The organism is Streptomyces sp. NBC_01283, assembly GCF_041435335.1.
GTDB lineage: Bacteria > Actinomycetota > Actinomycetes > Streptomycetales > Streptomycetaceae > Streptomyces.
Genome location: NZ_CP108430.1, coordinates 6,360,787 through 6,374,553, shown reverse-complemented (window position 1 = coordinate 6,374,553; position 13,767 = coordinate 6,360,787). Strand labels below are relative to the sequence as shown.

Genomic DNA, 13,767 nt, shown 5'->3' with positions numbered 1-13,767 from the left:
TAACGCGTCTTGAGAAGCAAACCTTGCCTCTCCAAGACTTCGAACGGAAACGGTTGCCGTGGTCTCCGCCGGTCTTCCTCTCGCCCCCTCGGACAGCAGCACACCCACGGGGCGGAAGGGAAGCCTCCGGGAGTTCTGCCGGCGCAACCGGATCCCGCTCCTCGCCACCCTGCCCACGCTGCCGCTGTACGCGGTGTGGGCGGCGTTCCTCGCCACCGGCGGCGGCGACCTGGCGGCCCAGGAGGCGTGGGCGCGCTTCGCCTCCGAGCACGGGGCGTCCGCGTACGGCCTGTTCTGGTACGGCGGCATGCACACCGCCAACTACAGCCTGATCTCCCCCTACTTGATGGCCGCTGTCGGCGTGAAGACGGTGACGGTGGTGTCGGGTGTCGCCGGTGCCTGGCTGGTCGCCGCGCTCGTCGAACGCACCGGCCTTCGGCGCCCGCTGTGGCCCGCGGTGCTCGCCTCGCTCGCGGTGTGGTGCAACGTCGCCTCGGGGCGTACGACGTTCGCGCTCGGCATCGCCTTCGGGTTCGCCGCGTGCCTGGTGCTCGTGCGGGAGCGGCGCGTGGGGGCCGCCGTGCTGTGCGCGGCGCTCGCCACCATGTCCAGCCCGGTGGCGGGGCTCTTCCTGGTGGTGGCGGGCGCGGCCTTCTTCTTCGTGCGCGACTGGGGGCGGGCCGCGGCGCTGATCGTGCCGCCGGTGGTCGTCGTGGGGGCGACCACCGTGCTTTTCCCGTTCAACGGCGAGCAGTTGATGCCGTTCGACCGGATCTTCCCGCCGGTCCTGTTCAGTATCGCGCTCATCGTGGCGGCTCCGCGCGAGTGGCGGGTGCTGCGGTGGGGGGCGGCCGTGTACGCGGCCGGGACGGTCCTGACGTATCTCATCCCCTCCCCGATCGGCACGAACGTGGAGCGCCTCGCCGAGCTGCTCGCGCCCACCGCGCTGCTCGGCGCCCTCCTGGTGCCCGCGCTGACCCGCGCACGCCGCATCGTGCTCATCGTCGCCCTCGTCCTGTCCACCGCCTGGGTGACGCAGAAGACGGTGGACGACCTGACGGTGTCGACGACCGTTCCCGAGTGGGCCGCCGACACCCAGGGCGTGGTGCGGGAGCTGGAGCGGCTCGGCGCCGACCGGGGGCGCGTGGAGGTGGTCCCGGCCCGCAATCACCGCGAGGCCACGGCCCTGGCGCCGTACGTGAACATGGCGCGCGGCTGGAACCGCCAGCTCGACATCGAGCGCGGCCGTCTCTTCTACGACGGGACCTTCTCGGCCGCGACCTACCGGGCCTGGCTGGACAAGTGGGCGGTCGGCTATGTGGTGCTGCCCTCGGGCAAGCCGGACGGGTTCGCCGAGGACGAGGCGGCCCTGGTCGCCGGCGGCCCCGAATGGCTCGAACCGGTGTGGCGGGACGCGAACTGGCGGGTGTTCCGGGTGAGGAACGCGGTGCCGATGGTGTCGAGGCCGGCGACCGTCGTGCGGGCCACGGGCTCGGACCTGACGGTCCGGGTGCCCACACGCGGGCCGGTGACGCTGCGCCTGGTGTACTCGCCGTGGCTTCGGGCGGAGGGAGCCTGCCTGAAGCGGCACGGCGAGTTCACCCGTCTCAGCGTGCCCACGCCCGGCACGTACCGGATCAGCTCGGGGTACGGTCCTTCGCCGAGTCCTTCGGCATGTCGATGACCGGCTCCGCGCCCGTCGCCACCTTCAGGGTGCGGCCCACCCGGGGCCCGGCCAGGAGGTAGCCGATGGCGAAGCCCGCGCCGACGACGGTGGCGCCGCCGACCGCGTCCAGGACCCAGTGGTTCCCGGTGGCGACGATCGCGGAGACCGTGCACAGCGGATGCAGCAGGCCGAGCGCCTTCATCCACCACTTGGGCGCGAGGGCCACGATCACCACACCGCACCACAGCGACCAGCCGAAGTGCAGTGACGGCATCGCCGCGTACTGGTTGGTGAGCGCGGTCAGCGTGCCGTACTCCGGCTTGCTGAAGTCCTGCACGCCGTGGACCGTGTCGATGAAGCCGAGGTCCGGCATGAGGCGCGGCGGGGCCAGCGGGTAGAGCCAGAACCCGACGAGCGCGAGGACGGTCGCGAAGCCGAGGGCCGAGCGCGCCCAGCGGTAGTCGGCGGGGCGCCGGACGTAGAGGACGGCGAGGACGCTCAGCGGGACCACGAAGTGGAACGACGTGTAGTAGAAGTTGAAGAACTCCTTGAGCCAGTCGACCTTCACCACCGCGTGGTTGACCCAGTGCTCGATGTCGATGTGCAGGAACTGCTCGATCGCGTAGACCTGCTCGCCGTGCTGCTCGGCGGTGGCCCGGCCGCCCGAGTTGGTGCCGCCCGTCGCGGCGAGGCGCGCCTGCTGGTAGGCGGAGTAGCCGACGCGGATCAGGAGGAGTTCGAGGAGGAGGTTCGGGCGGGTGGTGACCCGCCGCCAGAACGGGATGAGCGGCACCCAGCTCCAGCGCGCGGGCACGGGCGCGGCGTAGTCGGTGGGGATGGGCGCCTGGTACGCCGCCGCCGTACGCGACAGGAACGGGACGACCGTGGCTGCGGCGAGCGCGGCGATCAGGACGACGTTGTCGCGGATCGGCTCCACGACCGGCATGTTCGGCAGCATCATCTTCGCGGGCAGCGTCGACACCAGGACGACCGCCACCGGCCACATGTACCGGTCGGACTGCTTCTTGCCGACCCGGCCGACCACCGCGAGCAGCACCCACAGGAGCTGGTGCTGCCAGGTCGTCGGGGACACGGCGACGGCGACGCAGCCGGTGATGGCCACGGCGAGCAGCAGCTGGCCGTCCTTGGCGTAGCGGACGGCGCGGCGCAGGCCGAGCCAGCCGACGGCCACGCTCAGGGTGACGTAGAACCCGATCTCCAGCGGCCCTTCGAGGCCGAACCGGAGGAGGGCGCCGTGCAGCGACTGGTTGGCGAGACCGGCCGGGCTCGCGCCGAGTCCCGCGCCCGCCAGGTGGTGTATCCAGTACGTCCACGAGTCGTGCGGCATCGCGGCCCAGGCGAGCGCGGTGACGGCGAGGAACGTGGCGCCCGCGGACGCCGTGGCGCGCCTGCGGCCGGTGAACCAGAAGAGGGCGGCGAACAGCAGCAGGGTGGGCTGGAGCGCGGCCCCGATGCCGATCAGGATGCCGCTGGCGCGTTCCCCCCGGACGGCGAAGCACCCGAGCAGGACGAGGAGCACGGGAAAGATGCTGGTCTGGCCGAGATACAGGGTGTTGCGCACCGGGAGCGACAGCATCAGGAGGCAGATCGCGACGGGCGCGGCGAGCAGCGAGGTGCGCCGGGCCACGGGCTGCGGCAGGGCGCGGGCCACGACGAGGCCGAGGATCACGACCAGGAGCAGCGTGCCGAACGTCCAGCCCCAGCCGAGTGCCTGCTCGGCCGCGCGGGAGAACGGCTTGAGCACGAGCCCGGCGAAGGGCGTACCGGTGAACTTGTCCGCGTCGTAGAACGAGCCGGTCACATGCAGGACGCCGTCCGGGCCGATCCAGGTCTCCAGGTCGGTGAGCCGCTCGCCTTTCGGCGTACGCAGGACGACGGCCGCCTGGCGTACCGCGAGTACGGCGGCGATCAGCCAGAGGGCGACGCGAGCCGCCCCGATCCGCGTCCTCGGTGTGCCGGGCACCCCCGTCCCAAAGGCATTTCCCGGTCCTCCGTGCTCAACGTTCGCCACGTGCCGTCGGCCCTCCCGCCCCGCTCGTCGTCTCTGTTCGGTTCTGCTCGGTCCCAACGTCCGGTCGGCTCCGAGAGTTCGCCGCCGCCTCCGGCATGCGCCGTGCGGACCCGGGACTCACGCCCTCGGGTAAGACGCGCACCACCTCCATTTCACCTGGCGGCCACACCGCTTTCTACCGGCTTTTGCGCAGACTTCCCAACCAGCCCTTTTGTCCGCATGGCAACGTGATCTGCACGGTCCGTACACCTTCTGTCCACGCTCGTCCATGGAACGACGGCCCGCACCCCGCGGGGCGGTTCCCCGGGCGAACCGCGACATAGATCACAAGAACGCCTTCCGGCCACTGTCGGAAGCGGAACCATTTGCCCTGGATAGCAGCGGTTTCGGGGCGGTGCGCGGTCGGCCGGACACCGAACGTAATGATGCTGCCTACACCTATGGTCGCCTGCGGGCCGCCCCTCGCCGGGCGGCCCTGTCCTTGCAGTCAACCGAGAGGCAGGCGAGCGAACCCTTGCCGGCAGCCGCCCCCGTCGCACCCGTAGCGCCGCAGACCCAGGCCCCGCAGACCCAGGCCCCTCCGTCCGCGGACGCGTCGGCGGACGTCACCGTCGTCGACCCGGCGCTGGTCAAGCGGGCGGTGAAAGCGGCCGCTCTCGGCAACGCGATGGAGTGGTTCGACTTCGGCGTCTACAGCTACATCGCCGTGACGCTGGGCAAGGTCTTCTTCCCCTCGGGCAACCCCACGGCCCAACTGCTCTCCACGTTCGGCGCGTTCGCGGCGGCCTTCCTGATCCGCCCGCTCGGCGGCATGGTCTTCGGCCCGCTCGGCGACCGCATCGGCCGCCAGAAGATCCTCGCGCTCACCATGATCATGATGGCGGCGGGCACCTTCGCGATCGGCCTGATCCCCTCCTACGCGTCCATCGGCGTGGGAGCTCCGATCCTCCTGCTGGTCGCCCGCCTGGTGCAGGGCTTCTCGACGGGCGGCGAGTACGCGGGCGCGTCCACCTTCATCGCCGAGTACGCGCCCGACAAGAAGCGGGGCTTCCTCGGCAGCTGGCTGGAGTTCGGCACCCTCGCCGGTTACATCGGCGGCGCGGGCCTGGTGACCCTGATGACGGCCCTCCTCTCCACGGAGGACCTCCTCTCCTGGGGCTGGCGCATCCCCTTCCTGATCGCGGGCCCCATGGGCCTGATCGGCCTGTACCTGCGGATGAAGCTGGAGGAGACCCCGGCGTTCGCCGCGGAGCTCACCAAGGCACACAAGGACGAGCAGTCCCGCCCGAAGGTGCGGCTGCGCGACATGGTCACGGGCCAGTGGAAGGCGCTGCTCCTGTGCATGGGCCTGGTCCTGGTCTTCAACGTCACGGACTACATGCTGCTGTCGTACATGCCGAGCTATCTGACGAGCGAGCTGAAGTACGACGAGACGCACGGCCTCCTGGTCGTGCTCGCCGTGATGGCGCTGATGATGTGCGTCCAGCCGTTCGCGGGCGCGCTGACCGACCGGGTGGGCCGCCGCCCGGTGATCGCCGCGGGCTGCGCGGGCTTCCTGCTCCTCTCCGTCCCCGCCCTGCTCCTGATCCGCCAGGGCTCGCTCTGGGCGATCGCCCTCGGCATGGCGGCACTCGGCCTGCTCCTGGTCTGCTTCACGGCCTCGATGCCCTCGACGCTCCCGGCCCTCTTCCCGACCAAGGTGCGCTACGGCTCGCTCTCCATCGGCTTCAACATCTCCGTGTCGGTCTTCGGAGGCACGACACCGCTGGTGGTGACGGCGCTGATCGGTGCGACGGGAAACATGATGATGCCCGCGTACTACATGATGGCCGCGGCCGTGGTGGGCGGCATCGCGGTGTGGTTCATGAGCGAGAGCGCGGGCCGCCCACTGCCGGGCTCGCCCCCGGCGGTGGAGAAGTAGCCCTGGGGTTGCGTTCGTTCGACCGGCCGGCGCTTGAGGCACTTCCCCCCTACAGCCCGGCCGGCGTGTGAGGCCGATCCTTTCGGGGGTCCAGGGGGCGGAGCCCCTTGCCATGCGGCGGAGCCGAACATCAGGTACAGCGGGAACGGGCGGGATGGGGGAAGGCCCCGCAGGGCCCGCCCGAACCTCAGCCCCGCTCCCCTCTGTCGCCTACCCCGGCACCCCCGCCTGCCAGGCGGTGAAGAGGGGCACCTCCCCACCCCCGTCGAGCACCACCACCCCGAACGGCCGGTTGAAGGCGATCCACTCGATCCGTCGAGGAACATACGCACCGCCGGGCGCCATCGGCACAGCAGTCACCGCCGCCGCCTCGACCCCCTCCTCGGCGATCTTCACCACGGCCTCCTGCACCACCTGCGATATCGCGAGCCGCTCCGGAGACATCCCGGAGAAGTCGGCCCCCTCGCTCATCGCCCACCGCACCCCGAGGGCGGCCAACTGCTCCGTCGCGTCCACCCGCGTCCGCAAGGACATCCGCGGCAACGTCATGTTGATCTGCTCGGCGTCGATGCCCGTCCACCGGCCTTCCGGCGCCCACGCCAGCGGCAGCACCTCGGCCGCCCCGGCCCCCGGCTCACCGAGCACGAACCGCACCCGGGCAGGCGCCCGCCCGCCCTCCGCCCGGCACTTCAGCTCGACGACGCTCGCGCCGCCCACCGTCCAGGCGCAGTTCAGCGGGACGGGCCGGTGCATCGTGGGCACCCGGTGCCGCACGCCGAGCGCATCCGTGAAGTCCTGATCACGCGTGCCGGCACCCTCGAAGGGGATCTCCCAACGCGCTTTCAGAGCAAGGGCATTCACCAGCACCAGCAGCACGTCCGGAGTAATGACCACCGGCAGCCGCTCGATCAGCCCGTTCGTCGCCTCCCGCACCCACGCGTCGATGCCGTCCGGGTCCATCGGCCCGAATCCGATGTCCGGCAGCGCTTCCCGATGGGCTCGGTACACCGGAACCCGGCTCCACACCCGGGTGGCGACGGCCAGCGCGTCCGTGGAGGCCAGCGCCCGCGCGGCCGCCGTGACCACACCGGCGGCCTTCTCGCCCGCGACGCCGAGCAACTCCCGCAGCTCCCCGGCGGTTTCCTCCCGCGCGCCCACCGCGACGGCGGCCAGCGCGAGCCACAGCCCCGCGGGCGAGCACACGAAGTCCCCCGCGCCCGCCCCGTCACTCCGGGCGTGCCCGTCCGCCGAGCCCGGCGAAGCCATCAGCGGCAGCCACCGGTCGGCAAGCCCGCGGATCGCCGCCGCGGGCAGCTCCGCTCCGGTCCCGACCCCTGGCCCCGCCCCAGTCCCGTACGTCATCTCAACCCCCGCAGCCAGCCCACAGCCCTCGTCCCGCCGTCACAGCCCGACGACCCCAGTATGCGAGTCCCCGCTGACAATCGACCCCCACCCCACTAACATCGTTAGGGAACCTAACGAACGTTCGGAAAGGCCCCCATGACCCAGCAGCAATGGACCGCGGTGGACACGTACTTCACCGACCTGCTCACCCCGGCCGACGAGGCGCTGACCGCGGCCCTGCACGACAGCGACGCAGCCGGTCTGCCGCAGATCAGCGTCGCGCCGAACCAGGGCAAGCTGCTCCAGCTCATCGCCCAGATCCAGGGCGCGCACCGCATCCTCGAGATCGGCACGCTCGGCGGTTACAGCACCATCTGGCTGGCCCGCGCGCTGCCCGCGGACGGCCGCCTGATCACCCTGGAGTACTCCCCGGTCCACGCCGACGTGGCCCGCGGCAACCTCGCCCGCGCCGGCCTCGACAAGCTCACCGAGGTCCGGGTGGGCCCGGCCCTCGACTCGCTCGCCGCGCTCGTGGTCGAGGAGGCGGACCCCTTCGACCTGGTCTTCATCGACGCGGACAAGGCCAACAACCCGCACTACGTGGAGTGGTCGCTCAAGCTGACCCGCCCCGGCAGCCTCATCATCGTCGACAACGTCGTACGAAGCGGCGCGGTGGCCGACGCCGACAGCACGGACCCCAGCGTGCAGGGAACGCGCAAGGCGCTGGAACTCATCGCGAGCCACCCGAAGTTGACCGGAACGGCGTTGCAGACGGTGGGCACGAAGGGGTACGACGGCCTGGCCGTGGCCCGAGTACTGGACTAGGCACCGCACCGGCCCGCCCGGCCACGGCTCTCCCGGCCATGGCTCTCCTGCTCAACCCTCCTGTGCTCAACCCTCCTGATAAAAGCCGACGTTCACGCTGCGTGGCCCGGCCCGGTCCTGGATGACGACCTCACCGGATCCGCCCCGCGGCAGCGGCGCCGTCCCCCCGTACGCGAGAGGCGACGGCGCCCCGCCCACGGTGAGCCGCACCTCCGACGCGGGCTCGGGATGCGACCCGCGCAACCAGGTGACGGTCCAGGTCCCGTCGGGCCCGCAGCGGAACTCCAGATGCGTGCGCGAGACGAACAGCCAGTCGTCGGGCGGCACAAGACGGCACACACCGCGATCGCGCCCCACCCGCAACACGGAACCGGGCGCGCTCGGCGCGTCGGCCATGAGCATGCCCGCCGTCGCCCCTTCGTCCGCCCCGGACAAGAAGGCCATGGTCAGCTCCAGCACGTAAATTCCCCCACTCTCTACGACCGGACGCGCTCCATGGAGCCGCTTCGCGCCACGCCCCACCGCTCCACACCGCGCCGCCGCATCCTAAGGCGCCCCTCGCGCGAAAGCACGGGCACTTGGAACAATGAACCCATGACCGAACGGAAGCCACCTGGGGTCGACTTCGAGTCCTGGATCGACAAGCAGATCCGTGAGGCGGAGGAGCGCGGCGACTTCGCCACGCGGCCGGGCCGCGGCAAGCCGCTCCCGGAGGGCCTCGACACCGCCTCGTACGACGAGCAGTGGTGGGTGAAGCAGAAGATGGTCAGGGAGGGCCTGTCCCACCTCCCGCCGACGCTCGCCCTGCGCAAGGAGGCCGAGGACGTCCTGGCCGCGGCCCCCGAAGCCCCGTCCGAGCAGGCCGCCCGCCGACTGGTGACGGACCTCGACGCCAAGATCCGCGAGTCCCTGCGCATGCCGCCCCCGGGCCCGCCCCTGGGCCTGAAGCCCTTCGACGTGGACGAGGTGGCCCAGACATGGCGCGACCGCCACGCGGACAGGAGCTAGGTCACCATGACCCGACGCCACTCGGCAGCATCCGCCGCCCTGACCGCCGCGCTCCTTTCACCCTTCTTGGCGGCGTGCGGCTCCGGAGACTCCACGACCACCTCCGCCTCAAAGCAGGGCGCCCGCAAGGCAGTCGAGTCCTACGTCACGGCACTGAACACCCGCGACGCGAACCGGCTGATCGAAGTGGGCGGCGTCCCGAACGACGCCCGCGCCCGCAACGAGGCCCGCCGGATCCTCGCCGACAAGGGCGGCCGGGAGCTGTCGGTCAAGAAGATCCAGATAGACCTGGACATGGGCCCCGACACCGGCTCGGCAAAGCTGACGGCACAAGAGAAGTCCGGCAGGAACACGCACGACACCTTCAGCGTCCTGAAAAAGAACGGCACCTGGCACCTCACCCTCTTCACCGATCGCCCACCCCCACCCGGCAAACCGACGTCGGAGGCGGAGTAGGGCAGTCCTGAGGCGAGCCCAAGGCTCCGGTACCGAGCGCCCCTGCGGCAGGATGGCCCCATGAGCATCGTCAAGATCAACGTGTTGACCGTCCCGGCCGAGCAGCGGGAAACCCTTGAGAAGCGCTTCGCGTCCCGCGCAGGCGCCGTGGAGAACTCCGACGGCTTCGAGTGGTTCGAGCTGCTGCGCCCCATCGAAGGGACCGACGACTACCTCGTGTACACGCGCTGGCGTGACGAGGAGTCCTTCAAGGCGTGGATGGAGGGTCCGATGAAGGCCGCGCACCAGGGCGGTGGCGCGGCCGGCGGGGAGCGGCCCAAGCCTGCGTCGAGCAGCGCCGCGGTGTGGTCCTTCGAGGTCGTGCAGCAGGCCTCGCCCAAGAGCTAGCCGCCGCCCCGGAGCGGGGCGGAAAAGCGGTACCGGTGCGCGCCGGCCCCGTGGTGCCATGAGGCCATGATGTCCATCGATCGGATACTCGCCTTCGCGGCCATGTCGTTCCTGCTCATCGTGGTCCCCGGGCCCAGCGTCCTGTTCGTGATCGGGCGGGCGCTGGCGCAGGGGCGCCGGGCCGCGCTGACCTCGGTGGTGGGGAACACGATCGGCGCGTACGTGCTCGTCGTGGCCGTCGCGCTCGGGGTCGGGTCCGTCGTCGAGCGCTCGGTCGTCGTCTTCACGGCGCTGAAGCTCCTCGGCGCCGCCTACCTGGTGTACCTGGGGGTCAAGGCGGTGCGCCAACGCGGCTCCCTGCACGCCGCGTTCAGCGGTGAAGGACCCGCCCGCGGTGGCCTGCGTACGTTGTGGGAGGGGTTCGCCGTCGGTGTGGCCAACCCCAAGACCATCGTCTTCTTCGCCGCCGTGCTGCCGCAGTTCGTGGACCGCGAGCAGGGGCACGTCGCGCTGCAGATGCTGGTGCTCGGCCTCGTGTTCAACGCCATCGCCGTGGCATCCGACAGCGTGTGGGGCCTGGTCGCGGCCACCGCGCGCGGCTGGTTCGCGAGCGCGCCGCGGCGGCTCTCGATGATCGGCGGCGTCGGCGGGCTCACCATGATCGGGCTCGGCGTCGGTGTCGCCGCCACCGGGCGCAAGGACTGACCTCAGCAGGGCCCGGAGACCCGGAACCCAGGGCCCGGAGACCCGCGCCCCAGGGCCCCGGGGCCCGTAATTCGCTTGCGGGGCAGCGCAGTCGCGTCCCGAGAATGGCCCCCATGAGCACCCACATCGAGACCGGTACCGCGGCCTCCGAAGCCGCCCCCTCCTGGACCATCGCCCCCGAAGCCGTCGACTCCGAAGCCGCCGCGGCGCTCTGGCGCGCGTACTACACGGAGGTGAGCGACCGGTACTACCTCCTCCATGAGGGGCACAGGACCGCCCCCGAGGAGCTGGAGCGCGAGGTCGCGGCGGAGACCGGCGACGACCTGCGTCCGCCCACCGGCATGCTCTTCGTCGCCCGCTACGGGGGCGAGCCCGCCGGGACGGCCGGGGTGCGGCTCCTGGGCGAGCTGAAGGGCGCGAGCACCGCCGAACTCAAGCGCGTCTTCCTCCGTGAGGACATGCGCGGCAAGGGCGGCGCCGGGCTCCTCCTCGCCGCCGCCGAGGACGCCGCCCGCGCGCTCGGCGCGGAGCGCGTCATCCTCGACACCCGTCTCGATCTGGTCGAGGCCAGAGCACTCTACGCACGGCACGGCTACGAGGAGAGCGAGCCGCTCACCGAGCGGATGTACGCCGAGTGCTGGTACGCCAAGAGGCTCTCCCCCGCAACCAGTTGAGCCGGCCGGGCCCTCCTGTACGCCCCGGCCGGAGCGGGGTGGCGGCGCCGCTCAGGCCGCCACCCCGCGCTGTTGCGGCCTGCCGTCGTGCGGCCGTTCGGAGTCCGAGCCGCACATCTCGGCGCCGAGTTCCTCGACGAGCTTGACCAGGTCGGTGGGCCGCTCCGGGCCCCACCAGTCGCCCAGCAACTCGGACAGGGACTCCTCACGAGCCCTGGAGAGACCGACGACGGCGGCCCGCCCCTCGTCGGTCAGCGTCAGACCCATGCCCTCGCGGCGGGCGAGACGGCGCTCCTCGACCTGCCGGGACGCCGCCGTGATCACGCTCAGCGGTACGGTGCTGCGCTCGGCCAGCGCCGCCGGCTCCACGTGGCCGTGGCGGCTGATCCGCAGCAGGAGCCAGCTGGCGGCGGGCAGCAGGTCGTAACCCGCGCGCTCGGTGATGCGCACGTAGATCTCGCGGCGGCCCTCCCGCGTGCCGAGGACCGAGAGCGCCCGCGCCACCTCGTCGTACGACGAACGCTCGACGGGATTGCTGGCGAGCGTCTGCGTCGGATCCGGTGCCGTGACCGAGCCGCGCAGCTTGTCCTCGCGCAGGAACCAGGCGAGGACGAAGGCGACCAGGGCCACCGGCGCCGCGTACAGGAAGACGTCCGTGATGGACGAGGCGTACGCGTGCACGACGTCGGACCGCAGCGCCGGCGGCAGCGCGGCGATGCCCCGCGGATCGGCCGTGAGGGAGTCCGCGCTGACGCCGGGCGGCAGGTCCTGGCCCGCGACGGCGTCGGAGAGCTCGGTGACGAGCCGGTTGGCGAAGACCGTGCCGAAGATCGCGACACCGAACGAGGCCCCGATGGAGCGGAAGAACGTCGCGCCGGACGTGGCGACGCCCAGATCCCCGTACGGGACCGCGTTCTGCACGATCAGCACCAGGACCTGCATGACCAGGCCGAGCCCGAAGCCGAAGACGAAGAAGTAGGCGCTCATCTCGCCCGTGGAGCTGTTCTCGTCGAGCTGGTGGAGCAGGAGCAGGCCGAGCGCGGTGACGCCGGTGCCCGCGACGGGGAACACCTTCCAGCGGCCCGTACGGCTGACGATCTGGCCGGACGCGGTCGACGAGATGAGCATGCCGATCACCATCGGCAGCATGTGCACGCCCGACATCGTCGGCGAGACACCCTGGACGACCTGGAGGAACGTCGGCAGATAGGTCATCGCGCCGAACATCGCGAAGCCGACCACGAAGCTGATGATCGCGGAGAGCGTGAACGTCCTGACCCGGAACAGCTTCATCGGGATGACCGGTTCGGCCGCCCGGCGCTCGATGGCCACGAAGGCCGCGGCGAGCACGACGCCGAGCACCGCGAGGCCGATGATCTGCGGCGATCCCCACTCCCAGGTGGTGCCGCCGAGCGAGGCGACGAGAACGAGGCAGGTGGCGACGGCCGCGATCAGGAAGGTGCCGAGGTAGTCGATGACGTGCTTCGTCGAGCGCACCGGGATGTGCAGGGCCGCGGCGATGACGACGAGCGCAACGACGCCGATCGGGAGGTTGATGTAGAAGACCCAGCGCCAGCTGAGGTGCTCGGTGAAGAGGCCGCCGAGCAGCGGACCGAGGACGCTCGTCGCTCCGAAGACCGCGCCGAACAGGCCCTGGTACTTGCCTCGTTCGCGCGGCGAGACGATGTCGCCGACGATCGCCATCGACAGGACCATCAGTCCGCCGCCGCCGATTCCCTGGAGCGCGCGGAAGCCGATGAGCTGCGGCATGTTCTGCGCCATGCCGCAGAGCGCCGAGCTGACGAGGAAGATCACGATGGCGAGCTGGAACAGCTTCTTGCGGCCGTACTGGTCGCCGAGCTTGCCCCAGAGCGGCGTCGCGGCCGTCGCGGCGAGCAGATAAGCGGTGACGACCCAGGAGAGGTGCTCCATGCCGCCGAGGTCGCTGACGATGGTGGGCAGCGCGGTCGAGACGATGGTCTGGTCGAGGGCGGCGAGCAGCATGCCGAGCAGCAGCGCGCCGATGGAGACCAGTACGCCGCCGTGCGCGTGCTCGTCCGGTGGCCCGGGGACGGGATCCGGCTCCGGCCCCACGGGGCGGGCGCTGACTTCCTGCGTCATGGACACCTCCTGAGGGCTCCCGCGAGTCCTGCGGCATCGCGCGCGGGGCCCCTCCCTCTCCATCCTGGTGCGTGTGACCCGTTATGGCCTGTTGAACCGGGGGTCTGCATAATCGCTGGAGTTCTCTAGGGGTGGGGTACGAAGAGTGAGCAGCAGGGAAAGACGTCCGGGCGGCGGCGACGGCAGCGGGGACAGGGGCGGGGAAACCGGCGGGGACGGCGTGCCCGGCCTGGGCGGCCGGGACGGTCAGCGATGTCCTCAATGCGGTACGTCGCGGGTCTCGGGCAGCGCTCCTGCCTGCGGCTGTACGGAGCGGGCCGCCGACGCGGCGCGGGACGCGAGGTCCGCGGACGCGGCCGCCGCGGAGGACTTCGATCCGCTGCGGATACGTCCCTATGTGACGCTGCCGGAGCCGGGTTCCGGGGACGCTGGGACAGGGGCGGAGGCGGCACCTGGCCCGGGGGCGGGGTCGGGGTCAGGGGCAGTTCCCGCGCCCGTTCTCCCGCCGGAGGCCGAGGCCCCGGTCCCGCCGCGGTCGGCGGACGTGGGGCTGTTCGCGCCGGGGACGCCGAGAGGAGCGGCCTCGGGGCCCTCGGGGCTCCCGGAACCCTCCGGACCCTCGGAATCT

General features: G+C 71.4%; 12 protein-coding genes. 8 read left to right on the top strand and 4 right to left on the bottom strand.

Features of this window, described 5'->3' with window-relative positions:
- Positions 1–58 precede the first annotated feature (58 nt).
- Complete coding sequence (locus OG302_RS28810; protein WP_371529432.1) at positions 59–1,684, top strand: hypothetical protein; 1,626 nt, start codon at positions 59–61, stop codon at positions 1,682–1,684.
- On the opposite strand, the gene OG302_RS28805 is transcribed toward OG302_RS28810, so the two are convergent.
- On the bottom strand, positions 1,638–3,698 hold the full coding sequence (locus OG302_RS28805) for a bifunctional glycosyltransferase 87/phosphatase PAP2 family protein (protein WP_371529431.1): 2,061 nt from the start codon (positions 3,696–3,698) through the stop codon (positions 1,638–1,640). The genes OG302_RS28810 and OG302_RS28805 overlap by 47 nt on opposite strands.
- 514 nt (positions 3,699–4,212) lie before the next feature.
- On the opposite strand from OG302_RS28805, the gene proP reads away from it, so the two are divergent.
- Positions 4,213–5,619, top strand: coding sequence for a glycine betaine/L-proline transporter ProP (gene proP, locus OG302_RS28800; protein WP_371529430.1), 1,407 nt, complete (start codon positions 4,213–4,215; stop codon positions 5,617–5,619).
- Between the two features lie 210 nt (positions 5,620–5,829).
- On the opposite strand, the gene OG302_RS28795 is transcribed toward proP, so the two are convergent.
- Positions 5,830–6,981 carry a serpin family protein gene (locus OG302_RS28795; RefSeq protein WP_371529429.1) on the bottom strand — a complete coding sequence of 384 codons (1,152 nt, stop codon included), beginning with the start codon at positions 6,979–6,981 and terminating at the stop codon, positions 5,830–5,832.
- Positions 6,982–7,119: 138 nt separating this feature from the next.
- Between OG302_RS28795 and OG302_RS28790 the strand changes: the two genes are divergently transcribed.
- Positions 7,120–7,788: an O-methyltransferase gene (locus tag OG302_RS28790; RefSeq protein ID WP_371529428.1), complete on the top strand. Its 669-nt coding sequence runs from the start codon at positions 7,120–7,122 to the stop codon at positions 7,786–7,788.
- Between the two features lie 66 nt (positions 7,789–7,854).
- On the opposite strand, the gene OG302_RS28785 is transcribed toward OG302_RS28790, so the two are convergent.
- Entirely contained in the window at positions 7,855–8,247 is a 393-nt protein-coding gene (locus tag OG302_RS28785) for a hypothetical protein (RefSeq protein ID WP_371529427.1), read from the bottom strand.
- A 135-nt stretch (positions 8,248–8,382) separates the two neighbouring features.
- On the opposite strand from OG302_RS28785, the gene OG302_RS28780 reads away from it, so the two are divergent.
- The 5 genes from OG302_RS28780 to OG302_RS28760 all read left to right on the top strand — a co-directional run bounded on the left by OG302_RS28780 (position 8,383) and on the right by OG302_RS28760 (position 11,018).
- Positions 8,383–8,796 (top strand): DUF1992 domain-containing protein, encoded by a 414-nt coding sequence (locus OG302_RS28780; protein ID WP_371529426.1) that lies wholly within the window; start codon positions 8,383–8,385, stop codon positions 8,794–8,796.
- 6 nt (positions 8,797–8,802) lie between these two features.
- Positions 8,803–9,252, top strand: coding sequence for a hypothetical protein (locus OG302_RS28775; protein ID WP_371529425.1), 450 nt, complete (start codon positions 8,803–8,805; stop codon positions 9,250–9,252).
- A gap of 60 nt (positions 9,253–9,312) precedes the next feature.
- Positions 9,313–9,639, top strand: coding sequence for an antibiotic biosynthesis monooxygenase (locus OG302_RS28770; RefSeq protein ID WP_371529424.1), 327 nt, complete (start codon positions 9,313–9,315; stop codon positions 9,637–9,639).
- Positions 9,640–9,705: 66 nt separating this feature from the next.
- Positions 9,706–10,344 carry a LysE family translocator gene (locus OG302_RS28765; protein WP_371529423.1) on the top strand — a complete coding sequence of 213 codons (639 nt, stop codon included), beginning with the start codon at positions 9,706–9,708 and terminating at the stop codon, positions 10,342–10,344.
- 113 nt (positions 10,345–10,457) lie between these two features.
- Positions 10,458–11,018: a GNAT family N-acetyltransferase gene (locus tag OG302_RS28760; RefSeq protein ID WP_371529422.1), complete on the top strand. Its 561-nt coding sequence runs from the start codon at positions 10,458–10,460 to the stop codon at positions 11,016–11,018.
- 51 nt (positions 11,019–11,069) lie between these two features.
- Here the strand turns inward: OG302_RS28760 and OG302_RS28755 are convergent, their stop codons facing one another.
- The gene (locus OG302_RS28755; protein ID WP_371529421.1) at positions 11,070–13,139 is read right to left on the bottom strand and encodes a DHA2 family efflux MFS transporter permease subunit; all 2,070 of its coding nucleotides are present in this window, start codon (positions 13,137–13,139) and stop codon (positions 11,070–11,072) included.
- Between the last annotated feature and the right edge of the window lie 628 nt (positions 13,140–13,767).